The 25084-nt window shown below is 52.9% G+C and carries 26 protein-coding genes; 20 read left to right on the top strand and 6 right to left on the bottom strand.

What is annotated here, in order from left to right; genetic code table 11:
* The first annotated feature begins 577 nt into the window (after positions 1-577).
* The 9 genes from RT657_RS12260 (at position 578) to RT657_RS12220 (ending at position 9650) form a co-directional block, all read left to right on the top strand.
* On the top strand, positions 578-1138 hold the full coding sequence (locus RT657_RS12260; RefSeq protein WP_313654777.1) for a LuxR C-terminal-related transcriptional regulator: 561 nt from the start codon (positions 578-580) through the stop codon (positions 1136-1138).
* A 1052-nt stretch (positions 1139-2190) separates the two neighbouring features.
* Positions 2191-2751, top strand: coding sequence for a fimbrial protein (locus tag RT657_RS12255; RefSeq protein ID WP_313654776.1), 561 nt, complete (start codon positions 2191-2193; stop codon positions 2749-2751).
* Positions 2752-3329: 578 nt separating this feature from the next.
* Positions 3330-5897 (top strand): outer membrane usher protein, encoded by a 2568-nt coding sequence (locus tag RT657_RS12250; protein WP_313654775.1) that lies wholly within the window; start codon positions 3330-3332, stop codon positions 5895-5897.
* Between the two features lie 8 nt (positions 5898-5905).
* A complete protein-coding gene (locus tag RT657_RS12245; RefSeq protein WP_409520997.1) occupies positions 5906-6652 on the top strand; it encodes a fimbria/pilus periplasmic chaperone in 747 nt (248 codons plus the stop codon).
* A 274-nt stretch (positions 6653-6926) separates the two neighbouring features.
* Positions 6927-7475 (top strand): fimbrial protein, encoded by a 549-nt coding sequence (locus RT657_RS12240; RefSeq protein ID WP_313654773.1) that lies wholly within the window; start codon positions 6927-6929, stop codon positions 7473-7475.
* A 12-nt stretch (positions 7476-7487) separates the two neighbouring features.
* Positions 7488-8000, top strand: coding sequence for a fimbrial protein (locus tag RT657_RS12235; RefSeq protein WP_313654772.1), 513 nt, complete (start codon positions 7488-7490; stop codon positions 7998-8000).
* On the top strand, positions 8000-8560 hold the full coding sequence (locus RT657_RS12230; protein ID WP_313654770.1) for a fimbrial protein: 561 nt from the start codon (positions 8000-8002) through the stop codon (positions 8558-8560). The genes RT657_RS12235 and RT657_RS12230 overlap by 1 nt, the downstream gene beginning before the upstream one ends.
* A gap of 122 nt (positions 8561-8682) precedes the next feature.
* A complete protein-coding gene (locus RT657_RS12225) occupies positions 8683-9207 on the top strand; it encodes a hypothetical protein (protein ID WP_313654768.1) in 525 nt (174 codons plus the stop codon).
* Positions 9204-9650 (top strand): fimbrial protein, encoded by a 447-nt coding sequence (locus RT657_RS12220; RefSeq protein WP_313654766.1) that lies wholly within the window; start codon positions 9204-9206, stop codon positions 9648-9650. The genes RT657_RS12225 and RT657_RS12220 overlap by 4 nt, the downstream gene beginning before the upstream one ends.
* A gap of 47 nt (positions 9651-9697) precedes the next feature.
* Here RT657_RS12220 and RT657_RS12215 read toward each other — a convergent pair whose 3' ends face one another.
* Positions 9698-10324, bottom strand: a complete 627-nt coding sequence (locus RT657_RS12215; RefSeq protein ID WP_313654764.1) for a serine protease — start codon at positions 10322-10324, stop codon at positions 9698-9700.
* 329 nt (positions 10325-10653) lie between these two features.
* Here RT657_RS12215 and RT657_RS12210 point away from each other — a divergent pair, with 329 nt between their 5' ends.
* On the top strand, positions 10654-11817 hold the full coding sequence (locus tag RT657_RS12210) for an MFS transporter (RefSeq protein ID WP_313654763.1): 1164 nt from the start codon (positions 10654-10656) through the stop codon (positions 11815-11817).
* Here RT657_RS12210 and RT657_RS12205 read toward each other — a convergent pair.
* Positions 11814-12734, bottom strand: a complete 921-nt coding sequence (locus RT657_RS12205; RefSeq protein ID WP_313654761.1) for a LysR family transcriptional regulator — start codon at positions 12732-12734, stop codon at positions 11814-11816. The genes RT657_RS12210 and RT657_RS12205 overlap by 4 nt on opposite strands.
* A 102-nt stretch (positions 12735-12836) precedes the next feature.
* Between RT657_RS12205 and lysA the strand changes: the two genes are divergently transcribed.
* Both lysA and RT657_RS12195 read left to right on the top strand, forming a co-directional pair.
* Positions 12837-14093 carry a diaminopimelate decarboxylase gene (lysA, locus tag RT657_RS12200; RefSeq protein ID WP_313654760.1) on the top strand — a complete coding sequence of 419 codons (1257 nt, stop codon included), beginning with the start codon at positions 12837-12839 and terminating at the stop codon, positions 14091-14093.
* 166 nt (positions 14094-14259) lie between these two features.
* Positions 14260-14712, top strand: a complete 453-nt coding sequence (locus RT657_RS12195; RefSeq protein ID WP_313654759.1) for a GNAT family N-acetyltransferase — start codon at positions 14260-14262, stop codon at positions 14710-14712.
* A gap of 37 nt (positions 14713-14749) precedes the next feature.
* Here RT657_RS12195 and RT657_RS12190 read toward each other — a convergent pair whose 3' ends face one another.
* The 4 genes from RT657_RS12190 to mutH all read right to left on the bottom strand — a co-directional run bounded on the left by RT657_RS12190 (position 14750) and on the right by mutH (position 17754).
* Positions 14750-15790 (bottom strand): NADP(H)-dependent aldo-keto reductase, encoded by a 1041-nt coding sequence (locus RT657_RS12190; protein ID WP_313654758.1) that lies wholly within the window; start codon positions 15788-15790, stop codon positions 14750-14752.
* Positions 15791-15930: 140 nt separating this feature from the next.
* Entirely contained in the window at positions 15931-16149 is a 219-nt protein-coding gene (locus RT657_RS12185; protein ID WP_111141762.1) for a YgdI/YgdR family lipoprotein, read from the bottom strand.
* A gap of 118 nt (positions 16150-16267) precedes the next feature.
* On the bottom strand, positions 16268-16978 hold the full coding sequence (locus RT657_RS12180; RefSeq protein WP_128083953.1) for a TerC family protein: 711 nt from the start codon (positions 16976-16978) through the stop codon (positions 16268-16270).
* Between the two features lie 98 nt (positions 16979-17076).
* Positions 17077-17754 carry a DNA mismatch repair endonuclease MutH gene (gene mutH, locus RT657_RS12175; protein ID WP_313654757.1) on the bottom strand — a complete coding sequence of 226 codons (678 nt, stop codon included), beginning with the start codon at positions 17752-17754 and terminating at the stop codon, positions 17077-17079.
* 685 nt (positions 17755-18439) lie between these two features.
* On the opposite strand from mutH, the gene rppH reads away from it, so the two are divergent.
* The 8 genes from rppH to RT657_RS12135 all read left to right on the top strand — a co-directional run bounded on the left by rppH (position 18440) and on the right by RT657_RS12135 (position 25030).
* Positions 18440-18967: an RNA pyrophosphohydrolase gene (rppH, locus tag RT657_RS12170; protein WP_313654756.1), complete on the top strand. Its 528-nt coding sequence runs from the start codon at positions 18440-18442 to the stop codon at positions 18965-18967.
* A 12-nt stretch (positions 18968-18979) separates the two neighbouring features.
* On the top strand, positions 18980-21226 hold the full coding sequence (gene ptsP / locus RT657_RS12165; protein ID WP_313654755.1) for a phosphoenolpyruvate--protein phosphotransferase: 2247 nt from the start codon (positions 18980-18982) through the stop codon (positions 21224-21226).
* Positions 21227-21493: 267 nt separating this feature from the next.
* Positions 21494-22375 carry a prolipoprotein diacylglyceryl transferase gene (lgt, locus tag RT657_RS12160; protein ID WP_313654753.1) on the top strand — a complete coding sequence of 294 codons (882 nt, stop codon included), beginning with the start codon at positions 21494-21496 and terminating at the stop codon, positions 22373-22375.
* Complete coding sequence (gene thyA, locus RT657_RS12155) at positions 22372-23166, top strand: thymidylate synthase (RefSeq protein WP_313654752.1); 795 nt, start codon at positions 22372-22374, stop codon at positions 23164-23166. The genes lgt and thyA overlap by 4 nt, the downstream gene beginning before the upstream one ends.
* Before the next feature lie 185 nt (positions 23167-23351).
* Positions 23352-23819: a prepilin-type N-terminal cleavage/methylation domain-containing protein gene (locus RT657_RS12150; protein WP_313654751.1), complete on the top strand. Its 468-nt coding sequence runs from the start codon at positions 23352-23354 to the stop codon at positions 23817-23819.
* A complete protein-coding gene (locus tag RT657_RS12145; RefSeq protein WP_313654750.1) occupies positions 23816-24343 on the top strand; it encodes a prepilin peptidase-dependent protein in 528 nt (175 codons plus the stop codon). Before RT657_RS12150 ends, RT657_RS12145 begins: the two co-directional genes overlap by 4 nt.
* Positions 24340-24744, top strand: coding sequence for a DUF2509 family protein (locus RT657_RS12140; protein WP_313654749.1), 405 nt, complete (start codon positions 24340-24342; stop codon positions 24742-24744). The genes RT657_RS12145 and RT657_RS12140 overlap by 4 nt, the downstream gene beginning before the upstream one ends.
* Positions 24745-24790: 46 nt before the next feature.
* Positions 24791-25030: a prepilin-type N-terminal cleavage/methylation domain-containing protein gene (locus RT657_RS12135; protein ID WP_313654748.1), complete on the top strand. Its 240-nt coding sequence runs from the start codon at positions 24791-24793 to the stop codon at positions 25028-25030.
* Positions 25031-25084 lie beyond the last annotated feature (54 nt).

Raw genomic sequence — 25084 nt, 5'->3', positions numbered from 1 at the left:
CATCCCGCGTGTACCTTTCTGAAAAGCAGCTGTGACGTCAGAACGCTTAAGGTTACGCCTCCCGTACCGGTAATAACACGTGAGGGCACAGGTTAAAAGATTAAAAGAGAATTGATCAACATTTGAAATGAGAGTGAGTGGCCAGAATTAAATGAAGTGCCTGTTTTCTGGCGCTGATAGATTAATTGTTTAATTAAAAATAATAAGTAAAAAGTCATCAAAAAACCTCAGGTTAAAAAAATAAGGAAGATTCCCATCCAGGCATCTGCCAGAATTTTAGTGCAATATGATGTTTAATGTTATGTAAAGTATGTTCACACTCTGATTTAAACGTTTTGCTTTTGTAAATAAATCTTTGAATTTAGTATTTTTTGTGGCTCGTTTTTCTCTGCCTGCTGTTTATAATTTCAGTTTTAATTACACAGGTTATTAATTGGGAGTTGGTGTTAAATTTTCCCTGGCATTTTTAGCTCAAAATTTGAAAGTATTGATTATAAAATAGCTCGCCGACTCAACAGAGAGGCAAAGTGCATGCTGTAGCTCTTCAAACGAAAAATAATCTATTGGGTTGCTGATAATGAATAGCGAAATCTTTATTCTGGATAATGATATCTATTTAATAAACGGATTAAGAGAGATTATGAAGGCTGATTTTTCAATCAGTAATAAGAGCATACTAATCAGGCAGGTTAGCCTCATTGAGTTGATGAATATTGATGGCAGATATAAAGCATTAAAAAAACACAGTATTGCTATTGTCCCTGAGAATCGATACGAAACACTGAGCATCTTTGCAGGCATGGAACAGATAAAAATGGTGCCCGCCAGTGTCAGTATAGCGACAATGGCGGCTTTACTTCATGATGTTGCCATTTCAGGTTCGCATTCGGGCTGGGTAAATATCCGTCACCAGCTCTGCCTGACTGCTAAAGAAAGGCGCTACTGCTATATGGTATTCAGAGGCATATCTAATAAAAAAATTGCCCGTTATTTTCAGTGCACAGAGAAGAATGTCAGCTATCTGAAAAGGAAAATTATGTCAAAATGGCAATGCAAAAATAGTCTGGATTTTTATAAAACCGTAACCTACTTTTACAGCGATAAAGACAGCCTGCATGGTGAGTCCGGTATTGCGTAAATTCGTTAGTTTTTTGAAAGATCCGGCTGGACAACGGGGGGATTATCCTGCGTTCAGCCGGTCGGTATCTTTTATCTGCAAAGAAAAACCACGGCGAAGCCTGGTCAGGACTGCCAGAAACTTCTTAACATCATCGATTGCGCCTGCAACATCAGTCAGAATGAAAGCCTGGTACATTCAGAATAACCCTCCCGTTTTCATTGCTGATTTATTGTCCCTCATAACGTGATAAACAGGAACTTCACTCTCTGTTTACGTCCTTTTCATTATCCGGGCCTGGCTGACAACCTCTTTTCGCCTTTCCTGTGATGCCTTCACGCGCTATTTCTGTCGCGAAGCATAAAATGAGACAGACTGCGGAAAAGATATTCTGAAGAGCTTAATGAGCGGGTTCAGGCTGTCAGGCTTCACATCATTGATATCGGGAAGGGGCTGCCGCTATTTAGCGGGCTGAACGGAACGATTAGCATTCAGTAACACTCAAAGGCACTAATCGCAGCGTTTTCCCTCCGGGTTAGCCCTGCAGACAGAAACGCAAATGTTTCATCCTTTATCGTCTTAATGTGAGATGCGAGGTCAGAATAAGCCTGATGCAGCGCGTTAATCATTCTTATCCGCACTGAAGCACAGTCCATTTTGGGAACAGAACAGCTTTCCTACTGATACCTGTAACGTTGAGTCTATCCTGCCACCCCGTTCTGTGCGCATCAAACCCCAGGAAATATCCTAAATTATCCTGGCCGGATTTAATAAATCCTTAACGTTTAAAAGGGCGGAAATAATAGAGTGACGCCTGTTCATTCCAGTTTGACAATGAAAATGGCTTATCAGAGCCATCCTGTCTGGATAATTCCTATTCACATGCTGTTTCATTTTTTCACGGGCTGAAGGTATAAATACGTCCGTCATAAGCACGTCCGTATGACGATAAAGGCAGGGGGCCTTTATCTTAGTATTAACTATAAAAAAGCGACCCATTATTAATGGGTCAGTTTTTTATGTGGCAATCTCTGCTTTATCAAATGGCAGAATTTACTTTAAGGATGAGAGAAATGAAAAAGATTAAACTGGCGATGATTATGGGTATGACCCTGGCAAGCGGCACCGTATTTGCAGCCGACCAGGGCCACGGCGTGGTTAACTTCAAAGGCGAAATTATTGAAGCGCCTTGCTCAATCTCTGCTGACTCCGTTGAGCAGACCGTTGACCTGGGTCAGGTGACAAGTTCAACGCTGAAAGGCGGTAAATCATCTTCTCCGGTAGCTTTCTCAATTAAACTGCAGGACTGTGATGTCTCTTCGCTGGCCAAAAAAACGGTCACGGCGACTTTTACCGGTAAAGCCGCAAGTTTTGATTCTACCTCTTCATTACTGGCGCTGAGCGGTACGGCTTCAGGCGCAGGGATTGCTATCACTGATGATGGCAAAAAACCTATTAAGCTGGGCATGGCCAGCACGCCTTTCACGTTCAACAATGCGTCCACTAGCGATACTCTGCAAAGTGCTACTCTGCAATATGCTGCCTACCTGCAGGGGGCTGCTGATAATACGCAGAACCCTATCATTGCAGGTCAGTTCACCAGCGTCGCTAACTTTACGCTGGCCTACGAGTAAAATCTGACCCTTGCAAGCAGGCGTTAAGTCGCCTGCTTTTTTAACGTGCAATATGCGCATCGGTTATCCGGTGACCAGTGAAAAGAAAATATTTCTTGTCAGCGGGATTTTTAGTCATTCTGGTTTATTCGTCTGCCAGTGACGCTGAACAGGGGGCATGTTCAGTCTGCAGACAGATCATGGATTTTAGCAGGATTATTGGTATTAACAGGCGTTATAAACGTCAAAGCATTTAACTCTTCCGTTAACCGCAGTAACCCATGATGAGCTGGAAACGTGAAAATCATTCAGAATGGTGTTATCAGGTATTTGATACAGCTGTCATACAGCTAACGGATGCGCCGTCTGAAGAATTTTAATGAAATTATAACCAACAGATTTTTTTGCATACCAGAAGAAGATAATGCGAGTCAGATATCCAGCAGTACAGGGAATCTGTCAGAGCACGAAAGATGATTTTTTACCAGGATCCCGAACCCGGCAGTATGATTCTTTAATTTAATTTTCGATTGGTAGCAGATGATAATTCTGACCAGGGATTGTTCAGATTACCATTCGTTTAAAATGGATTATTACTGATGAATGTAAAGCGTAAAAAAACAGAGTTGCAAAAAGCAAACAGTAAAGTTCACCCTTTATTTATCAGTGCACTGTTCGTTTTAGGCAGTAATTTTAATGTCGAAGCAGCAGAGTCTTTAAGCGAACAGGATATTCAGTTTAACACTGACGTGCTGGATGTCCGGGATCGTCAGCATATTGATCTGAGCCATTTTTCACGGGCAGGCTATCTGATGCCAGGAAAATATCACATGGTGCTACGTGTAAACCATCACCAGTTAAATGAAATTGATGTGGAATTTAAGGCTCCCGAGGATGATCCCAGTGGCAGTGAACCCTGCATCACTGCGGCGATTGCAGAGCAGATCGGCCTGAAAAAGAGTGCGGAAAAACAGTTAGCCTGGCAAAGGGGCGGACAATGTGTTGACCTCGCTTCGTTACCTGGCGCGCAGGCAAAAGGAAATCTGGCTGAAAACGCGCTGGATATTTCTATTCCGCAGGTTTATATCGAATACATTTCTGACAGCTGGGATCCACCTTCGCGCTGGGATCAGGGCATCGCTGGCGGGATTTTTGACTATAGCCTGAACGCACTCAACAAAACGCATGGTGAAAACAATACAAACGAACAGGATCTCAGCGGCAATGGTGTGGTCGGTATCAATGCCGGACCCTGGCGATTACGTGGTGACTGGCAGGGAAATTATAACCATCGCACCGGGTCTGGAAAACCGTCGCAGCATAGCCTGAGAATGAGCCGGTACTATATGTATCGTGCTCTTGGCGATCTGGGCGCCAGACTGACACTGGGTGAGAACTACTTCTTTTCTGATATCTTCGATAGTTTTCGGTTTATGGGTGCCAGCCTGATTTCAGATGACGGTATGCTGCCGCCTAATCTGCGTGGCTATGCGCCTGAAGTCAGCGGTGTAGCCAAAACAGATGCAAAAGTGACAGTCAGGCAGGAGGGGCGGGTCATTTATGAAACTCAGGTTGCCGCAGGCCCGTTTCGCATACAGGATTTAAGTTCAGCCGTCTCCGGTACGTTAGACGTCCAGATTAAAGAGCAGGACGGCACTGTTCGTACGTTTCAGATCAACACGTCCAATATCCCTTATCTGACGCGGCCTGGTCTTGTACGGTACAAAATGGCCATTGGCCAGCCATCTGATTATTTACGGCAGACCCGTGGCCCGGGATTCGCGAGTAGTGAATTTTCATGGGGTATCAATAACGGCTGGTCACTCTATGGCGGCTCAATCCTGGGCGGTAATTACAATGCACTCTCTCTGGGAATTGGGCGGGACTTACTGGCGCTTGGCGCACTCTCAGTTGACGTGACGCAGTCGCGCGCCCGTTTTCCTGACCGAAGCAGTAAAGCAGGCGAATCTTACAGAATGAGTTATTCCAAGCGTTTTGAGGAGTTGAACAGTCAGGTGACTTTTGCCGGCTATCGCTTTTCAGAACGAGACTATCTCAGCATGTCCCAGTATCTGGAATTACGTTATCTGGGCACCAATATTGGCCAGGGTAAAGAACTCTATACCGTAACCTTAAATAAGCAATTTGAATCGGCAGGCCTGAGCAGTTATTTAAACTACAGTCATCAGACCTATTGGGATCGGCCAGAAAACGATAACTACACGTTCTCGCTGGCGAAGTATTTTGATTTTATGCGCTTGAAGAATCTTAGCGTAAACGTCACTGCGTACCGTTCAGTCTACAACGGTACGCATGATGACGGCGCTTATATGATGCTGAGTGTTCCCTGGGGAAATAACGCTTCAGTCAGTTACAGTAACCAATACTTTAAAGGCCGTGATTCTCATAATATTAATTACAGTCAGAGAATCGATAACAACAGTAATTATCAGATCAGTGCGAGTATCGGTTCTGATGGCAGAGCTGGCGCGGGCGGTTTTTATACACGCGATGGCGACTTAAGCAGTGTAACGGCAACTGCCAGCTATAACGACAGTCATTACAGTGCGGTCGGATTGTCATTGCAGGGCGGGGTTACAGCGACGGCAAAAGGCGTGGCATTGCACCGTGTTACGACACTGGGAGGCACCCGGATGATGATCGACACAGACGGCGTGTCTGGCGTTCCGCTCGTCGGTAATGGCGGGGTGAGCCACAGTAATTTCGCGGGTAAAGGGGTAATTGGCGATTTAAATAATTATTACCGTAGCACTGTTCGCATCGATCTTGACAGGCTGGCTGATAATGTCGATGCAACACGTTCAGTGGTACAAAGTTCGCTGACAGAAGGTGCAATTGGCTACAGAAAAATGGGTGTTATTGCGGGTGAAAAAGCAATGGCTATTGTCAGGCTCTCAGATGGGAAATCTCCTCCTTTGGGCGCGATTATTGAAAACAGTCATGGTTACCAGACCGGTATTGTTAATGAAGATGGCAGTGTCTGGTTAACCGGAATCAATGCGGGTGAAAAAATGAACGTTAAGTGGGACGGGAAAGAACAATGCAATATTGTTTTGCCCAGACCTTTGCCTTCTTTAACTAACGCTTTGCTTTTACCCTGTGAAACAGTCGTCGGGAATGAGATTTCCTCTGGCATTATTGAGTGAGGTTTGGAATGAAATGTAAACTTGTATCCTCTTTTTTTATCAGCCTGTTTGTCGGGACGGCGTTTATGCATCAGGCCAATGCTGCCATCGCACTGGATCGTACACGCATCGTCTATGATGGCGGCAATAAATCAATGAGCGTAAGCATCACAAATAAAAATAAAGAGCTGCCTTATCTGGCACAGGGATGGATAGAAGATGCGGAAGGGAAGAAAATTGACTCCCCGTTTATTCTGCTGCCACCCTTGCAGCGTATTGAGCCTTCAGCGAAAAGTCAGTTAAAAATTCAGTCGGTGGGTGGCGTAAACCTGCTGAAGCAGGATAAAGAAACGCTCTTTTACTTTAACCTGCGTGAGATTCCACCGAAAAGTAACAAGCCAAATACCCTGCAGATTGCCCTGCAGACGCGGATAAAAATGTTTTACCGTCCTCACGCCCTGATGAAAAATTCGGTGGAAATGATAAATATATGGAAGGATAACATCACGCTGACGCGGGAAGGGGGAAAATACCGGGTAAACAACCCTACACCCTATTTCTTTACCATTGCGACTGTCAGTGTTGCTAACAAAGACATTGCTGAAATGAAGCCTGTAATGATAGCGCCACAAAGCAGCATAGTGATGCCTGTCAGTGCTGAGAAATTGGGCAACGCACCAGAGCTTTCTTTTATCAATGATTATGGCGGACGGCCAAAGCTGGTTTTTCGCTGCAGCGGCGCAGAGTGCAGAGTGGGTGAATATAAAGATGGCTGATGCTCGCATGCGGCAACGCCTGGAAAGCAGGAAGAGAGGCTCACAGGTACCTGCTGGCGGACGTCTGAATGCTTCCATCAACCGGGAAGTACCGGACAAGCGGCAGGCTGTTATTTATGCGGCTTTTCTGGCACCCGCCATGACGAATACTCCTCTGCACGTCAGAGGATCCGACCTCGCATGCGCTATGCAGGAGAGCCGCTTGCGTGATATCCGTTTGGGCAATCGCAGTGCGTCACTTATTTTCGCCTGAACGACGACTGAGGCTACGATTATGCCGGTAAAAACCAGCGCACATTGTCTGAAATGCTTTGGCCTGTCTGGATTCATGAAAATACTTTTCATTATTTTAAGTTATCTTGCGTTTCAGCCTTTTTATGCGAACAGCGCCATTAATGTGGATCCCCTTGCCATTAATATAACGGGGACGGTAGTGGCTAATGCTGCCTGTACGTTCAACAGTGACAAAGAGATTAATATCGAGTTTGGTGAGGTCTGGATCGATGAAATTACCGGCGATAACTATAAGAGGACGCTGCCTTACACATTAAAATGTGAAGGTGATGCGAACGGGAAAAGTATCCAGATGCGGTGGGTAGGAACCTCAGCGATTTTTAACTGGACACTGCTAAAAACAGATAATAAAGGTCTGGGTATTGAACTGCGTCAGAACAATAAACAGGTCAGACCGAATACCTGGTTTACAATTGACGCCGCCTCACCCCCGCAACTCGATCTGGTGATAGTAAAAAAAGCAGGCGCCTCTTTGGTTAACGGACAAGAGTTTACGGCCTCCGCAACGCTGGAAGTGGCCTATAATTAAGGATTAATAACGATGAAAGTCCCTCTGCAAACGCTATTAAGCCTGAAGCTGCTGACTTTGGCAGCCCTGCAGCTTTTATTTCCTTCCTTCGCCTGCGCCGTTGAGAAAGGCGATACGCTCAAGGTAACGCTTCACGGTACATTGAAGCGCAAGCCCTGTCATATCAGCAACGATAAGATCATTGAGGTTGCTTTTGGTAATGTTGGTGTGAAAAAAGTGGATGGCCAGCGTTACATCCAACCCATCGATTATCAGCTTGAATGTGAAAGTCCTGATGACGCGGCGACGTTAAAGATGACTATTAAAGGCACTCAGACGCTCTATAACACAGGTGCAATTACCACTAATGTCAGTGGCCTGGGTATTAAGGTTTTGCAAAATGGCTCCGCTATCGTAATTAATCAGCCTTTCATCATTGATTATCATCATCCTCCTGTACTGCAGGCTGTTCCCGTTACCTCGGGGCAGGCATTGACCGAAGGTGTTTTCAGCGCAACAGCGACACTGCTGGCGGAGTATGAATAATGGTAAAAAATAGATGGGTACTTTTTCAAAACAGATTAAAAAAAACAGTGCCAGTTCTGCTCCTGTTTTTAACGCTCTTTTTTCAGGGCAAATCGGCTGCTGTGACAGATAACCTGACATTTTCGGGGAATCTTGTTGCTGAACCCTGCGTGCTTGACCCTGCGACGGAAAGCATTGAACTCGATTTTGGAACCATTATTGATAAATATCTTTATATCAATCAGCGAATTCACAGCCAGCCATTTACCGTGCGGTTACTTGACTGCGATTTATCACTGGGTTCGACAGTCTCCCTGACGTTTAGCGGCTCCACGGACAGCGAGCTGACCGATATGTTAGCCGTATCAGGTACAGCGAGCGGCATTGCAATCGGTCTGGAAACCATAGAGGGGACGGCAATTCCTTTTAAAAAAGCCACGCCAGCGTTCAGGCTGACGTCAGGCACCACCGAACTGATATTAAAAGGCTATGTACAGGCTAAACCAACGGCTTTAAAAAATCGCACTATTGTCAGAGGGCCATTTAATGCAGTAGCGAACTTCACGCTTAATTATGAATAGCAGGCGGGTTATCGCATCAGCCATGTCAGTGGCTATCGACCTTCTGGCTCAGCCAGGCTGAATCTGTATCCGGATAGCCATTTCTGACAGGAATGTAATAAGTTCAGCGAGAGAAAGTGATCATGAAGTTAATAAAGTTAGCGTGCTTGTTTTTGCAGAAAATAGTGATGGCCGTTTTTTTAATCTGGCTGTGGAGCACCAGTGCCAGCGCCTATGATTTCACTCTGACCTGTTATGGGCCGAATGGGGGACACGAGGGTAAGTGCGGAAAAAATCAGAATTTTGTACTGACGAAAACTTCAGATGCGCATGATGGTGTGACAATTCCTCTGCCATTGTCTTACCATGTGGGTGGCAGTTACCTTTATCTGTATCTGGCAAGTTGTACTTCTGATACCAGTTGCGAATTAGCAAGTGGTATTATTTATCAAAAACCTTTAGGTGTGCAAAATGTCAGCCTTAGGACGTGGGGCAACGCCTCAAAACTGTTTCTGGACGGGGTGAACAGGCTTCGCGGCACTTTTTCGCCAGCAAGTGCTTTCGATCAGACAACCTACTGGGATTATGCCAATCTTTGTCTGAGTATTACCGTAGTTAACTACACCACGACATGGTATATCTGGGACTGGATTACGGCGTTCCCATGAATACCGTCAGATGTTCTGTGCCCATCAATCGCGTGGCGGCGGATACCTGTAGCGCAACAACCCCGAGTATTGATGTCGCTTTTGGTGAGATTGAACGCGCTGAAATCTCCACTCAGGCTGGCGGTATCTATGACAAAACCAAAAGCTTTACACTGAATTGTACAGGCGGCAGCGCGCATAATTTTCTGGTGACGCTGAATATGACACCTGTCTCCTGGTCACCTTCCCAGATGGTCACCAGTAACCCGGCATTGGGCGTCAGCATGAGTAAAGATGGCGTTCCCATACACTCCAGTTCCGCTTTCATCATGAACGTGCCAGCGGGAGGCTCAGATGTCGCTAATCTGGTCTTCAGCCTGTTAAAAAACCCGTCGATACCTGCCAGCAATATTGCAACCGGTGACTTCACGGCTTCAGCCACGCTTATCGTGACCGAAATCTGATACAACGGGTCGTTCTGATTCAACCGGCTGCTCAGGATGCATCAATGTCAGGATTTAATCGCCTGATGCAGCCAGGTTTCGAAACGCGCGTAGGGCACATAAAGCGCCACATTTTTATAAAGCGTTTTGCCGGTCGCGTTGTCATCGATGTTATTGCTGTAGCCAATAATCACACCTGCCAGCGTATCATCCGAAGCGTTATACACCGCGCCGCCCGACATGCCCTTTACCACCCCCGCATTCGCCGCGACCACGACGCACGCAGGTTTATTCCAGCTGTTCGCCAGTGTGGTATTGATCAGGTTCTGTCCACTGGAGCTGACCGGCATTGCGGAAATAAAACTGTAGCCGTAGAGATTCACCTGGTCACCGATATGGCTGTTGCGGAAGCTGGGGGGCAGATTCATTTCGCTGTTTTTATGGTAGACCACCGCCAGATCGCATTCCGGATGCCAGGCTTTGACCCGGTAGAGCGAAAATTTCGCGACGTGCGCGGCAGTCAGGCTGTATTCGGGTGTCAGCGGGATCGTGGTGCCAAGCGTGCCTAATCCCAGTATGGTAGGAATACCGGTCACCGTCATATCTACCCGTTTTTCGGCTTCCCGACTGTACTCATAATGACCGACTGAACACCCCGTTAAGCCAAAAACCAGCAAGGCTATAAGTCGTTGCATTCTCTCTCCCTGCGTCATAAGCGGATACCATCAGCTGGCATTTACTAAGAGATATATCGGCAAGGTTGCAGATTAATTAATAAGTTCCGCACTAAAAAGCGTAAACGCTTACCGGAAAATCACAACCAGGTCCAGCCAGCCGGGCAATGCGCCGGGTGGCAGCGGGTCAGCATGATTATTGCGGCGCAGGCAATAATCCTTTGCGACGGGCAGGCTATGTCGCGCGCCGGGGCTATGCTGTAATACATCGTGTGACGCAGATCAAATATTGCGCGTCGTGGCACTGCGCGACAGCGCGGTTCACCTGCAAATAAGACCGGGAGAGGGGTATGCCTGTAGCATTACTGGCGCTGGCGCTGAGTGCGTTCGCCATCGGAACCACGGAGTTTGTTATTATGGGGCTGCTGCCGGAGGTAGCGCGCGACCTTCAGGTGTCGATTCCGTCGGCGGGGTGGCTGATCAGCGGCTATGCGCTGGGCGTGGCGATCGGTGCGCCGATTATGGCGCTGCTGACCGCGCGGCTGCCGCGCAAAAAAACGCTGATTCTGCTAATGGTCATCTTCATCATCGGCAACCTGCTGTGCGCGCTGGCTTATAACTATCATCTGTTGATGCTGGCGCGGATCGTTACCGCGCTCTGTCACGGTGCGTTCTTTGGTATCGGCGCGGTGGTCGCAGCCAGTCTGGTACCAGCCGATCGTCAGGCCTCCGCCGTGGCGCTGATGTTTACCGGACTTACCTTAGCCAACGTGCTCGGCGTGCCGCTGGGTACCAGCTTCGGACAGATGTTTGGCTGGCGCGCGACCTTCTGGGGCGTGGCAATAATTGGTGTACTGGCATTTATCGCCCTGATCGTGAGTCTGCCGCAGAACAGACAGGAAAAACCGGTTCACCTGGCGAGTGAAATTGGCGCGCTGGCTAACGGCAAACTGTGGCTCTCCCTGCTGATGACGGTGTTTTTTGCTGCGGCGATGTTCGCGCTGTTCAGCTACATTGCGCCGCTGCTGACAGAGGTAACCGGCATCAGCGGTCGTGGGGTAAGCTGGACGCTGTTCCTGATTGGCGCGGGCCTGACGGTCGGCAATATTCTCGGCGGCCGGCTGGCCGACCGGAAAGTCTCCTTCAGCCTGATCCTCAGCTTCTCCCTGATCGCCATCTTCTCGCTGCTGTTCAGCTGGACCAGTCAAGCGTTGTGGCTGGCCGAGATTACGCTGTTCCTGTGGGCGATGGCCACCTTTGCTACCGTGCCCGGTCTGCAAATCAACGTGGTGCGTCATGGGAAAGAGGCGCCTAATCTGGTGTCTACCCTGAACATTTCGGCATTTAACGTCGGTAATGCGCTGGGTGCCTGGGTAGGCGGCGCCGTGATTGGCGAAGGATTTGGCCTGACGGCGGTGCCGGTTGCCGCGGCTGCGCTGGCCGTTATCGGCCTGCTGATCTGCCTGTTCACCTTCCGTAAATCGGATCGTGCGACCGCCAGCGTCCGCGCTTAAGTCAGGCGTGCGGCGATACGGGCCGGAAAGTCACTCACCTGCTGCTGCAGGTGAGTGACAAAAGCGTCTACCAGCGCCGAGGCGGGGCGGTGACACGGCCTGACCAGACTGACGGTAAACGGCACCGCCACGCTGAACTTACGCATCACTACACCGCTGTCAGCGTAATCCAGCGCCGTCAGCGGATTGACGATCGAAATTCCTACGCCCGCTCTGACCATTGCGCACACAGAGGCCGCGCTGTGCGTCTCCATCACCAGCCGTCGTTCGACGCCCTGTTCCTGAAACAGCGTATCCAGCAGCTGGCGATAGCTGTCGCTGCGCGACAGGCTGACATACTGTTCGCCCGCAAAATCGTGTGGCGTCAGCTCGTCACGCTCACAGAGGGGATGATGCTGCGGCAACACACACACCTCATCGCAGGTCAGCAGGGCAAGGCGATCCGTTCCGGCCGGGGCGTGCTGCGTCTCGGTTAAGCCGATGTCGTAACGCTGCGCGGAGAGCCACTCTTCCAGCAGCGGCGACTCCTGCGGAATGACGTTGAGGCTGACATCCGGGTAGCGCTGTAAAAAAGGCTGACACAGCGGCGGCAGTAGTGACTGCGAAAATACGGGCAGGCAGGCGATCGACAGCTCACCCTGGCGAAACTGGCGCAGCCCCTCTGCAGCCTCCATGATGCGGTCCAGCCCATACCAGGATCGCTGCACCTCTTCAAACAGTCGCAGGCCCTGCACCGTAGGCTGCAGGCGACCGCGCACCCGGGCGAACAGCGCCAGTCCCAGCTGCTGCTCCAGACGGGCCAGCTCCCGGCTGACCGTCGGCTGCGACGTGTGCAGGAGTGTGGCCGCCTGGGTCAGGTTGCCGCTGGTCATTACCGCGTGAAAGACCTCAATATGCCGCCAGTTTATGTTTGCCACAGTCGCCGTCTATATCCATTCTGCATAGATGCTATTAAAACAGATATTTTTCGCTATGGCATGTTTCTGGCTTAATGCGGGTATCGCCACAGGAGAATTGCTATGCCACGTCCTTTACAGAATACCGAAACCGCGCTCAACGCCGCGCACCTGCTGCCACTGGCACGCCGTTATGCCGGGCCTTTCTGGGCTTACGATGCGCAGATTATTCAGGCGCGAATTGCCCAGCTGCAGGCGTTTGATGTGGTGCGCTTCGCGCAGAAAGCCTGCTCGAATACCCATATTCTGCGCCTGATGCGCGCGGCAGGCGTAAAGGTGGATTCAGTCTCTCTGGGCGAGATCGAGCGTGCGCTGGCCGCCGGTTATCAGCCCGGTGGTGATGAAATTGTCTTTACCGCCGATCTGTTTGACCAGCCGACGCTGGAACGGGTCGCGGCGCTGAAGGTGCCGGTGAATGCCGGATCGATCGATATGCTGCATCAGCTGGGCGCGGTGTCGCCGGGACATGCGGTGTGGCTGCGGGTTAATCCTGGCTTTGGTCACGGTCACAGCCAGAAAACCAATACCGGCGGTGAAAACAGCAAGCACGGCATCTGGCACGGCGACCTGCAAGAGGCGCTGACCGCGATTGCGCAGCATGGTCTGAAGCTGGTGGGCATTCATGTACACATCGGTTCAGGCGTGGACTATGGGCATCTGCAGCAGGTGTGCGATGCGATGGTGGAACTGGTGATGGCATCAGGTCAGGATCTGACGGCCATCTCCGCAGGCGGTGGCCTCTCTGTGCCGTACCGTTATGGCGAAGAGGCGATCGATACCGCGCACTACTTCGGACTCTGGGATGCGGCGCGGCAGCGCATTGCGCAGCATCTGGGTCACCCAATCAAGCTGGAGATCGAACCGGGCCGCTTCCTGGTGGCCGAGGCGGGTGTGCTGGTATCGCAGGTGCGGGCGGTGAAGTCGATGGGCAGCCGTCACTTCGTGCTGGTCGACGCCGGTTTCAGTGACCTGATGCGTCCTTCAATGTACGGCAGCTATCACCATATTTCGCTGATGACGGGCGATGAACGGGCGATTGATGAGCAGCAGACTGTCGATACGGTGGTGGCAGGCCCACTGTGCGAATCGGGCGATGTCTTCACCCAGCTGGAAGGCGGCATGGTCGAGCCACGCGCGCTTCCGGCGGCAAAGGTGGGCGATTATCTGGTGTTCCATGACACCGGAGCTTATGGCGCCTCAATGTCCTCAAACTACAACAGCCGTCCGCTGATCCCTGAAGTGCTGTTTGAGCAGGGCCAGCCGCGCGAAATCCGCCGTGCGCAGACAATCCAGTCATTGCTGGCACTGGAAATCGGCTAATCTCCCCCAGTGGCCAGCGTGCCGCCTCTGTGCCACCTCAGACACGCCCGCTCTGCTTTAGCGGGCGCTTTCACGTTTGCGTCCGGAGACTGAAAAGATTGCCTTTTCTGGCGCGGGTTACAGCGATATCGTTATCCGGACAGTGATGCCTTTAAAGGATGTGAATGTGATGAAGATCGTTTCGCTTAGCGAAGTCCCGCAGTTTGCCGATCAGATAACTGACTGGCAGTGGCGCGCATTTGGTGACGCCAGCAGCCGGGCGTTTTTTGCAAGCGTCGTCAACAGCAGCCTGAACGGTGCTGAATTTCCGATTACGTTTGTCGCGATCGAGGCGGGCAGGCCGATTGGCACCGTCGGCTTCTGGCGCTGCGACCTTATCAGCCGTCAGGATCTCTTTCCCTGGCTGGCAGCTCTCTATGTGGATGACGTGGCACGGGGCAAAGGCGTGAGTGAGGCGCTGCAGCAGCATGTCATTGCATGGGCACAGGAACAGGGCTATCCGCGATTGTGGTTATGGTCCACCTTTACAGGCTACTACGAACGGTTTGGCTGGCTGCCGCAGGGAGAAGCGCTGGAGTATCCTGACAAGCCGGTCAGGCTCTACTGCCGTGACCTGTAAAGAAGCCAGCTACCATGGCGGTAGCCGGCAGGCACGATCAGGGCGCCGGATAGGTATAACGGCGGTGGATCGCCTCAATACCTTCCAGGATCTCTGCGTTTAAGGTCAGATTAAAACTGTCGATATTCATCTGCAGCTGCTCAGGCGTGGTGGCACCCAGCAGCGTGCTGGCCACAAACGGCTGCTGTCGCACATAAGCAAGCGCCATCTGCGACGGATCGATCTGATGCTGCTGTGCCAGGGCCACATATTCGGCAATCGCCTGCTGGGACTGCTCGCCGCTGTAGCGGGTAAAGCGGCTGAACAGCGTATTACGCGCGCCCGCAGGCTGTGCGCCATTAAGATATTTGCCGCTCAGTGTGCCAAAGGCCAGGCTGGAATAGGCGAGCAGCTCAACCCCTTCATGCTGGCTGATCTCGGCCAGACCCACCTCAAAGCTGCGGTTCAGCAGGCTGTAGGGGTTCTGGATGCTGACGATACGCGGCAGCTCATGTTTCTCCGCCAGCTGCAGGTAGCGCATAACGCCCCACGCGGTTTCGTTCGACACCCCGATATAGCGAATTTTACCGGCGCGCACCTGTTCGGTAAGTGCTTCCAGCGTTTCCAGCAGCGTGACCTGCGCAGTGGTTTCGCTGTATTGATAGCCGAGCTTGCCAAAAAAGTTAGTCTGACGCTGCGGCCAGTGCAGCTGGTAAAGATCCAGATAGTCGGTATTCAGACGTTTCAGGCTGGCGTCGAGCGCGGCGCGGATATTTTTACGATCCAGCGCCATATCCGGACGAATGGAGGCATCGCTGCCGCGCGTTGGCCCGGCGACTTTGCTGGCCAGAATGATTTTATCGCGGCAGCCACGCGCTTTAAGCCAGCTGCCAATATAGCGTTCAGTCAGACCCTGAGTTTCCGGGCGCGGTGGCACCGGATACATTTCGGCAGTATCAATCAGGTTGATGCCGGAACGGATAGCCAAATCCAGCTGAGCATGCGCGTCGGCTTCGCTGTTCTGTTCGCCAAACGTCATAGTGCCCAGTCCCAGCTGACTCACTTCCAGCGTGCTGTGGGGAATACGATGATAGTGCATTGCCAGCGTCCTTTTCTTTATGGAACGGAATGTTGTGTCCTCAGGGACTATAGCGCGAGCAACAGCGGGGAAGGAAGGGGGAAAAGTCGGGGAAATCACCTGTCAGCGGGGAATCGATGACAGGTGGTTAAATCAGGCACTTAACGTTCAATGATCGTTGAGACCTCGTCGCTGTTAATCTGTACCGCGTGGCCCGTCTGATCGGTGTATTCCACCAGGCCCGTCTCTTTATCGATGCTGGGTTTGCCTTCAGTCATGATCATCCGGCCATCTTTGGTCGCCATAACATAATCAGAACTGCAGCCACTCAAACATGCTGCGGTCATTACTATCAGTGCTGCGCCAGCCAACCCTCTCATCACGCCTTATCCTCACAAATCGTCAATTGCAAAAAGTGTAGTAATAAATGGTTTTGCCGGCGGGGTTAATCGAAGGAATCTGAAAATAACCGGGCGAGCAGGCTCGCCCTTGACTTTCTCAGGCGTGCTTTTTCTTACTGCGCATCAGATTAAGGCACTCAACCGCCATTGAGAAGAACATGGCGAAATAAATGTAACCTTTTGGTACGTGCACCGCAAAACTCTCCAGAATCAGGGTAAAACCGACCAGAATCAGGAAAGAGAGCGCCAGCATTTTGACAGACGGATGGCGATCGACGAACTCGCCAATGGCGCGCGCGGCGAACATCATCATCATCACGGCAATCACGACCGCCGCCATCATAATGAACAGATGATCGGAGAGGCCGATAGCGGTGATAACGGAGTCAAGGCTGAAAATGATGTCGAGCATCATGATCTGCACAATCGCGCCCAGGAAAGAATGTACGCGGGTGTTGTGTTCGCCTTCGCTGCCCTCGATCGTCTCATGGATCTCCATACTCGATTTCCACAGCAGGAACAGGCCACCGAACAGCAGGATCAGATCGCGCGCAGAGAAGGGGTGATCCATCAGCGTAAAGAGCGGGTTAGTCAGACGCGCGACCCACGCAATCGAAGCCAGCAGACCCAGACGCATTAACATTGCGCCCATCAGACCGATGCGGCGTGCGCTGGCTTGCTGATGTTTTGGCAGTTTCGCGACCACCAGTGACAGGAAAATGATGTTATCAATACCCAGCACCACCTCAAGGATGGTCAGGGTACCCAGCGCCAGCCAGGCGTTGGGATCAGAAATCCACTCAAACATACCGACATTCAATCCTAAACGAAAAGTAAACGGCGATTATACGCATTCGGTTGGCCGATCTCCCGCAAAATTGCGGCCCTGTTGGTGTGGAAGGCGGTTCAGAGAAGAAAATGGCGCGCCAGCAGCGGGCCGGTGAAACTCTTTTTGAGGTAGAACCCACGCGGCAGGGTCAGGATCGGCTGGCCCTGGTCGCCGATCCCTTCGGTCAGCGCTTTACTGTTGGCGGCTTTAGGACGGATCTGCAGCCAGGCGCCGTGTCGTGCCGTGATCTGCTCGACGCGTCCCAGCACGATCATATCCATCAGCTCTTCCCAGTCCTGGCGCAGCATCTCATCTTCTTTCTCGTCCGGGCTCCACAGCAGCGGCGCGCCGACACGCCGTTCCCGCAGCGGGATGGTCCGTTCGCCTTCTACCGGGATCCACAGTACACGGGCCAGCTTATGGCGGACATGACTGGTAAGCCAGGTGACACCACTGTTGCCGGTCAGCGGGGCGACGCAGACAAAGGTGGTTTCCAGCGGTTTACCCTGCGCATCAATCGGAATGGTTTTCAGTTCGATGCCGAGATGCGCAAAATCCTGTTCCGCTTTGCTGCCGGCGCTGGCGCCAAGGTGCCACTCCAGCAGCATACCGACCCAGCCTTTATCGCGTTTCAGATCGGCAGGCATCGGCAGGCCCGCGCGCGCAGCCAGCGTCTCCAGAGTGAATCCGGCTAAATCCTGGGCGCGTGCCAGCAGGCTGGCTTCATCTTGGGGTGGTCCGGGCTGGTTACGCATGTTGCTCACTTAGGGTGGTTAAAAATCATACAGAAGTGGACAGGCAGAGCGCCTGACAATAATAAACCGCTACGAGGATCGATAATAACATGATAGATCATGCTTTTTTTACTATGGCTGCCTGCGTTCATCCACAGGTCGTCCGGGTTATCCCGGTTTACCCGCAACAATGAACAGGATCTCCAGTCCGGTTATCCACAGAAAAATGGGATAACACCCGTTTATGCAGGGTACTGGTTCCATTTACAGCCTTGACTTTTTCCCTTCTGCGCATATTTTCATCGTTCTGACCTGGCTGTGAGCAATTATCTGTGGATAAAAAAGCCAGTGGTTAAATTTTAGTCTTTTGTCAGCTGGCGCAAAATTATTCGCTGATTATAAAAAGTGTGCTGATGGGCGTTGCGGATTTAATATCAATATAATCATAAAGATATTGCGGGTCTGTACGAGGACTCTTTAACGTCATACAGCCAGGTTATTCAGTTAACTCCCGCGTTCTACACAAAGCTATCCACAGAAATAGTGAATAAGATCGATTTTTTTGGCGTTTTTTGTTTATAACTTTCCGCTTTTCTGTGAGTTATCCCGGAAAACAGCGCTCAACCCCTCATGAATCCAGTGGTTTACCGCCTGTAAGGAGTGTGAAACAATCAGCGCATTCAAATTTTTGTTTTGAGGTAGTCCGGTGATCGATGATGATGGCTACCGCCCGAATGTTGGTATCGTGATCTGTAACCGGCAGGGACAAGTATTATGGGCCAGGCGTTTTGGACAGCACTCCTGGCAATTTCCTCAGGGAGGCATCAATCCCGGTGAAACCGCAGAACAGGCGATGTATCGTGAACTGTTCGAAGAGGTCGGATTACACCGGAAGGATGTACGTATACTTGCTTCTACCCGTAACTGGTTGCGTTACAAGTTGCCAAAACGTTTGGTGCGTTGGGACACAAAGCCGGTATGTATCGGCCAGAAACAGAAGTGGTTTCTCTTGCAGTTAATGTGTAATGACGCGGATATCAACGTGCAGCACAGCAGCACGCCGGAGTTTGACGGCTGGCGCTGGGTCAGTTTCTGGTATCCGGTGCGTCAGGTTGTCTCCTTCAAGCGCGACGTTTACCGTCGGGTGATGAAGGAATTCGCTGGCGTGGTAATGACTATGCAGGAGAGTGCGGGGCAGCGAAACAATTCTGCCCATCGACGTAAGAGAGGATAGGCCACGCCCTTTATGCTCACTCAGTTGCGCGAAATTGTAGAAAAAGTGGCGAGTGCGCCGCGTCTCAATGAAGCACTCGACATTCTGGTCAATGAGATCTGTCTGGCGATGGAAACGGAAGTCTGTTCCGTTTACCTCGCCGACCACGATCGTCGCTGCTATTACCTGATGGCGACGCGCGGACTTAAAAAGCCGCGTGGTCGCACGGTGACGCTGGCGTTTGATGAAGGGATTGTCGGTTTAGTGGGCCGTCTGGCCGAGCCGATCAACCTGGCTGATGCGCAGAGTCACCCCAGCTTTAAATATATTCCCTCAGTGAAAGAGGAGCAGTATCGCTCCTTCCTCGGCGTTCCTATTATCAGTCGTCGCCAGCTGCTTGGCGTACTGGTGGTGCAGCAGCGCGAACACCGTCAGTTTGATGAAAGCGAAGAGTCATTTCTGGTCACCCTGGCCACGCAGATGGCGACACTCCTGTCACAGTCTCAGATGGGACAGTTATTTGGTCAGTTCCGGCAGACGCGGGTGCGCGCCATTGCGGCAGCGCCGGGCGTTGCCGTGGCGCCAGGCTGGGTCGATGAGACTCAGCCCCTGCTCGACCAGGTTTCGGCCGCCTCAACGCTGGATGTACAGCGTGAGCGCGAACGTCTGTCGCTCGCCATGAGCGAAGCAGCCAATGAATTTCGTCGCTTCAGCAAACGTTTCAGCGCCAGCGCCCAGAAAGAGAGCGCGGCCATCTTCGATCTCTACTCTCACCTGTTAACGGATGCCCGGCTGAAAAAGGATCTGTTCGCGGAGATCGAGCGCGGATCCGTCGCCGAGTGGGCGGTAAAACAGGTGATCGGGAAGTTTGCTAAGCAGTTCGCCAGCCTGAGTGACAGCTATCTGCGTGAACGCGCAGGCGACCTGCGGGTACTGGGCCAGCGCCTGCTGTTTCATCTTGATGATACGCTGGTCGGCACCAACGCCTGGCCGGAGCGTTTTGTGCTGGTGGCCGATGAGCTGACCGCCACCACCCTGGCGGAGCTGCCGCAGGAGCGGCTGGCGGGCGTCGTCGTGCGCGATGGTGCGGCCAACTCGCACGCCGCGATTTTAACACGCGCCATGGGCATCCCGACGGTAATGGGGGCGGACATTCAGCCTCATCAGCTCAATAAGCGCCTGCTGATCGTCGATGGCTATCGCGGCGAGCTGCTGATCGATCCCGAGCCGGTGCTGGTGCAGGAGTATCAGCGACTGATCAGCGAAGAGAATGCGCTGAGCAAAATGGCGGAAGGGGTTGTCGACCAGCCAGGTGAGCTGAAAAGTGGCGAGCGCGTGCAGGTCATGCTGAATGCCGGATTAAGCCCGGAACATGAGCAGGCGCTGGGCAGCTGGGTGGATGGCATCGGCCTTTACCGCACTGAAATTCCCTTTATGCTGCAGAACGGCTTTCCTTCAGAAGAGGAGCAGGTCGCGCAGTATCAGGGCATGTTGCAGCTGTTTCACGATAAGCCGGTCACGCTGCGTACCCTTGATGTCGGGGCAGACAAACAGCTGCCTTACATGCCGATCAGTGAAGAGAATCCCTGCCTGGGCTGGCGCGGCATCCGCCTGACACTCGACCAGCCGGAAATTTTTCTGGTGCAGGTGCGCGCGATGCTGCGTGCCAACGCCGCCTCCGGCAACCTCAGTATCCTGCTGCCCATGATCAGTCATATCGATGAGATCGACGATGCAAAACAGCTAATCGATCGCGCCGGACGTGAAGTGGAAGAGATGCTGGGTTACGCCATCCCCACGCCGCGCATCGGTATCATGATCGAAGTGCCGTCGATGCTGTTTATGATCCCGCATCTGGCTGCGCGGGTCGATTTCATTTCAGTCGGCACCAACGACCTGACACAGTATCTGCTGGCAGTGGACCGCAATAATACGCGCGTCGCCAATCTCTATGATTCGCTGCATCCGGCGATGCTGCGCGCGCTGAATGCCATCGCGCAGGAAGCCCGTCTGGCTAATCTGGAATTGTGCCTGTGTGGTGAAATGGCGGGCGATCCGATGTGTGTCGCTCTGCTGGTCGGTCTGGGTTATCACCACCTCAGCATGAACGGCAGAAATGTTCCGCGCGTAAAATATCTGCTGCGTCATCTGGATTATGAAGAGGCGCAGACGCTCAGCGAACAGGGGATGCATGCCCATACCGCCACGGAAGTCCGCCATCTGGTTTCAGCGTTTATGGAGCGGCGTGGTCTGGGGGGGTTAATCCGCGGCGGTCGCTAACCGCCAGACCCGTCAGGCTATTTTATTTGCCATGCCGGCCCCGGGCAGTGCTCACAATCCTCACGTACTCTGGGTATGCGCCGGTTGTTCCGCACTGTCCCTAGCCGGACTGGCTGCAACAATGTACGCCTGACGGGTCAGGCTAAACGGGTTATCCGCGTTTACATTTGCGGGACATTTCACAAAACCGGCTGTGCTATGATGCGCAGCCTTAATTTATGTGCCTGACAACACCCCTTTTCAGGGCTGAAAAATAGACGGTGAATGATGAATAACGGCTATATTGCATTTCCGCAGTTCGATCCGGTGATCTTTTCGATCGGACCGGTTTCGCTTCACTGGTACGGTCTTATGTATCTGGTGGGCTTTGTTTTCGCCATGTGGCTGGCGGTACGCCGGGCAAATAAACCTGGCAGCGGCTGGAAAAAAGAGGAAGTTGAGAACCTGCTGTACGCCGGTTTCCTGGGGGTATTCCTGGGCGGACGTATCGGTTATGTGCTGTTCTACAACCTGCCGCTGTTCCTGGAAAACCCTCTCTATCTCTTCAAGGTCTGGGATGGCGGTATGTCGTTCCACGGTGGCCTGATTGGGGTGATTGTGGTGATGCTGATCTTCGCCCGCCGCACCAAACGTACCTTCTTCCAGGTCTCTGATTTTATTGCGCCGCTGATCCCGTTTGGTCTGGGTGCCGGCCGTCTCGGTAACTTCATCAACGGCGAACTCTGGGGCCGTGTCGATCCGAACTTCCGCTATGCCATGCTCTTTCCGGGCTCACGCAGCGAGGATGTGGCGCTGGCCGCCAACAATCCGCAGTATCAGGCCCTGCTGAACACCTACGGCGTGCTGCCACGTCACGCGTCGCAGCTCTATGAACTGGCGCTGGAAGGTATCGTACTCTTTATCATCCTCAACCTGTTTATTCGCAAGCCACGCCCGATGGGCAGCGTCTCTGGCCTGTTCCTGATTGGCTATGGCGCGTTCCGCATTATCGTGGAGTTCTTCCGCCAGCCGGATGCCCAGCTTGGCCTGTTTGAAGGCGGCATCAGCATGGGACAGATTCTTTCTGTGCCGATGATTGTTGCCGGCATTATTATGATGATCTGGGCGTATCGTCGTCGCCCGCAGCCCCAATTTCGTGAGGAAAAATGAAACAGTATCTGGATTTAATGCAGCATGTGCTGAACGAAGGCACACCAAAAGCTGACCGTACCGGCACCGGTACGCTTTCAATTTTTGGTCACCAGATGCGTTTCAATCTGCAGGAAGGGTTTCCGCTGGTCACTACCAAGAAATGTCATATCCGCTCGATTATTCATGAGCTGCTGTGGTTCCTGAAGGGTGACACCAACATCGGCTACCTCAAAGAGAACAAGGTCTCAATCTGGGATGAGTGGGCAGATGAGAACGGCGATCTTGGCCCGGTCTATGGCAAGCAGTGGCGCAGCTGGGGAACCGCCAGCGGTCAGGAGATTGACCAGTTGAGCCAGGTGATGGAGCAGCTGAAGCGCGATCCCGACTCTCGCCGGATTATCGTCTCTGCCTGGAATGTCGGTGAACTCAGTGAGATGGCACTGGCACCCTGCCACGCGTTCTTCCAGTTCTACGTGGCGGATGGCAAGCTCTCCTGCCAGCTCTATCAGCGTTCGTGCGACATCTTCCTGGGCCTGCCGTTCAACATCGCCAGCTATGCGCTGCTGGTGCATATCGTGGCGCAGCAGTGCGATCTGCAGGTCGGCGACTTTGTCTGGACCGGCGGCGATACGCATCTCTACAGTAACCATCTGGAGCAGGCGCGCCTGCAGCTGACCCGCGAACCGCGTCCGCTGCCAAAGCTGGTCATTAAACGCAAGCCGGCATCACTGTTTGACTATCAGTTCGATGACTTTGAGATTGAAGGCTACGATCCGCATCCTGCGATCAAAGCCCCCGTCGCCATCTGATCGATAAAAACGAGAAAGCCCTGGCTTGCCGCCGGGGCTTTTTTTTGCCCCCGGAGCGCGGAATCTGCGGCACCCCCCGCACGCTTTTGAGCGCCACTGTTGGTCAGGCTGATTTTCTGCCACCCCCGTTCCGGCGTGCCTCATTCCCCCTTGTTTCACCTATTTGCAAACCGCATTCTCACCCTATGAAAACAGCATACATGCGGGGTTTTACCCTGCCGGAACTGCTGCTGGTGATGGTGATTGCCGGCGCATTAAGCCTCACGGCATTGCACGGCTGGCAGCGCTGGCAGCAGCGACAGCAACTGCGCGACAGTGCGCAGCAACTGCAGGGATTTCTGCTGCGGATACGCGCCCGGGCGAACCGGCACAACAGCGATCTGGTTCTCTGGTCGCGGCCTGGCACGCCCTGGTGCATCGGTGTCGGCCCCCCTGTCGGGGAATGTCATCCCGGTAACCCGCTGCATTTCCTGGCCCCGCACCCGGATGTTGCACTCACCGGCATCCGGGGCGAACCGGGTTTCTATGGTCGTCGCAACGTTGCCACTGCGGGCAGCATCGGGCTGGACAACCGCGCCGGGCGCATAAGGCTGATTATCTCAGCCAGGGCCCGTATTCGTCTCTGCATGACGGATGAGGAGAGCTGTTCATGAAAGCGACCGGATTCAGCCTGCTGGAGATGCTGATCGCAATGGCAATCAGTGCCGTTGTAATGATCAGCGTCGGACGTTTTCTGCCGCGCCTGCTGGCAGAGAGTGCCAGCGTGCTGCAGCGGGCGCAGCTGCGCCAGGAGTTGCAGCAGATAATGGCCACGCTGGAAAAAGCGGTGCGGCGCGCTGGCTATTGTCATGGCGAATGCGGGCCGGGCGCACTGACCCTCCGCGAGAACTGCCTGCTGCTGCGCTGGGATGAGAACAGCAACGGGAGATGGGAGGCGGTGGGCCATACCGGCAGCGATTATTACGGCTATCGCCTGCGACAGCGGCAGCTTGAGACGCAGCGAGGGGTGGATGAGTGTCAGTCCGCGGGCTGGGAGCGGCTCTCCGATCCCGCCTTTATGACGCTGGAGCAGTTCAGTATCCGTCGGCAGGGTACGCAGATCAGGATCGTGCTGCAGGGGCGGGCCGGACGCTGGCTTGAAACGATCGAGAGCTGGGTCGAAGGAGAGAATCTGTGAAGCAGCGAGGCAGCAGCGCACTGGGCATGGTCCTGATGATGCTGCTGATCGGCAGCGTCACGCTGCACGCCAGCCGCAAACTGTCTGAGCAGGGGATGCGGCTGCTGGCGGATGAGCAGCACTACATCAACGATTTCTGGCGGGCACAGTCTGCGCTGCAGTGGGGGTTCTCCCTGCGCTGGTCAGGCAGCGAGGCCGGGCGCTGTCAGCAGGACAACCGTCAGGGCTGGCGCAGTTGTTTACAGCGAGGTGAAAAAGATGATGCGCTGCTTAAAGGGGAGGCCAGCGACAGCGGCATGGCCGTCTGGCACTGGGTCAGGCTACAGGGTAGTCAGGTTATCGCGCTGCCGCACGGCTGGATCGACTATTGTCCGCTCACGCCTCCGGCCGCCTGCCTGTAACTGTCACGGATTCAGCCTGCCGGAACTCCTGTTTGCGCTGCTGCTTATGGCGTTAAGCACTAGCACACTGCTGCACTATCACCGCGCTCTGGCGCTGAACTTCAGCCAGCAGTGGGCGCAGCGCGAGGCCTGGCGGGTCGCTGAGCAGCGACTGAACGGGCATGACGTGGCGGGCTGGGCATCCAGCCTGCAACAAAAAAGCGGTCCATCAGGCTGTACCTTTGAACAGGCTGACGTCACGGGCCCCTGGCAGCGCCGTGCCACGCTCACGCGACTGCGATGTTAAGCGCAACAGGTCGCCCTTTTGATGGGTTTCAACGGCGATACGCGGTAAAGTGAC

The organism is Pantoea sp. (genome assembly GCF_032114055.1).
GTDB lineage: Bacteria > Pseudomonadota > Gammaproteobacteria > Enterobacterales > Enterobacteriaceae > Pantoea.
Note: the sequence above shows the minus strand (reverse complement) of the source record. Positions and strands in the feature narration are given on the sequence as shown.

Bases quoted from the DNA above. Each gene is read 5' to 3' on its own strand.
- RT657_RS12260 (WP_313654777.1), top strand. From the start codon at position 578: ATGAATAGCGAAATCTTTATTCTGGATAATGATATCTATTTAATAAAC.
- RT657_RS12255 (WP_313654776.1), top strand. From the start codon at position 2,191: ATGAAAAAGATTAAACTGGCGATGATTATGGGTATGACCCTGGCAAGC.
- RT657_RS12250 (WP_313654775.1), top strand. From the start codon at position 3,330: ATGAATGTAAAGCGTAAAAAAACAGAGTTGCAAAAAGCAAACAGTAAA.
- RT657_RS12245 (WP_409520997.1), top strand. From the start codon at position 5,906: ATGAAATGTAAACTTGTATCCTCTTTTTTTATCAGCCTGTTTGTCGGG.
- RT657_RS12240 (WP_313654773.1), top strand. From the start codon at position 6,927: ATGCCGGTAAAAACCAGCGCACATTGTCTGAAATGCTTTGGCCTGTCT.
- RT657_RS12235 (WP_313654772.1), top strand. From the start codon at position 7,488: ATGAAAGTCCCTCTGCAAACGCTATTAAGCCTGAAGCTGCTGACTTTG.
- RT657_RS12230 (WP_313654770.1), top strand. From the start codon at position 8,000: ATGGTAAAAAATAGATGGGTACTTTTTCAAAACAGATTAAAAAAAACA.
- RT657_RS12225 (WP_313654768.1), top strand. From the start codon at position 8,683: ATGAAGTTAATAAAGTTAGCGTGCTTGTTTTTGCAGAAAATAGTGATG.
- RT657_RS12220 (WP_313654766.1), top strand. From the start codon at position 9,204: ATGAATACCGTCAGATGTTCTGTGCCCATCAATCGCGTGGCGGCGGAT.
- RT657_RS12215 (WP_313654764.1), bottom strand. From the start codon at position 10,324: ATGCAACGACTTATAGCCTTGCTGGTTTTTGGCTTAACGGGGTGTTCA.
- RT657_RS12210 (WP_313654763.1), top strand. From the start codon at position 10,654: ATGCCTGTAGCATTACTGGCGCTGGCGCTGAGTGCGTTCGCCATCGGA.
- lysA (WP_313654760.1), top strand. From the start codon at position 12,837: ATGCCACGTCCTTTACAGAATACCGAAACCGCGCTCAACGCCGCGCAC.
- RT657_RS12190 (WP_313654758.1), bottom strand. From the start codon at position 15,790: ATGCACTATCATCGTATTCCCCACAGCACGCTGGAAGTGAGTCAGCTG.
- RT657_RS12185 (WP_111141762.1), bottom strand. From the start codon at position 16,149: ATGAGAGGGTTGGCTGGCGCAGCACTGATAGTAATGACCGCAGCATGT.
- RT657_RS12180 (WP_128083953.1), bottom strand. From the start codon at position 16,978: ATGTTTGAGTGGATTTCTGATCCCAACGCCTGGCTGGCGCTGGGTACC.
- mutH (WP_313654757.1), bottom strand. From the start codon at position 17,754: ATGCGTAACCAGCCCGGACCACCCCAAGATGAAGCCAGCCTGCTGGCA.
- ptsP (WP_313654755.1), top strand. From the start codon at position 18,980: ATGCTCACTCAGTTGCGCGAAATTGTAGAAAAAGTGGCGAGTGCGCCG.
- lgt (WP_313654753.1), top strand. From the start codon at position 21,494: ATGAATAACGGCTATATTGCATTTCCGCAGTTCGATCCGGTGATCTTT.
- thyA (WP_313654752.1), top strand. From the start codon at position 22,372: ATGAAACAGTATCTGGATTTAATGCAGCATGTGCTGAACGAAGGCACA.
- RT657_RS12150 (WP_313654751.1), top strand. From the start codon at position 23,352: ATGAAAACAGCATACATGCGGGGTTTTACCCTGCCGGAACTGCTGCTG.
- RT657_RS12145 (WP_313654750.1), top strand. From the start codon at position 23,816: ATGAAAGCGACCGGATTCAGCCTGCTGGAGATGCTGATCGCAATGGCA.
- RT657_RS12135 (WP_313654748.1), top strand. From the start codon at position 24,791: ATGGCGTTAAGCACTAGCACACTGCTGCACTATCACCGCGCTCTGGCG.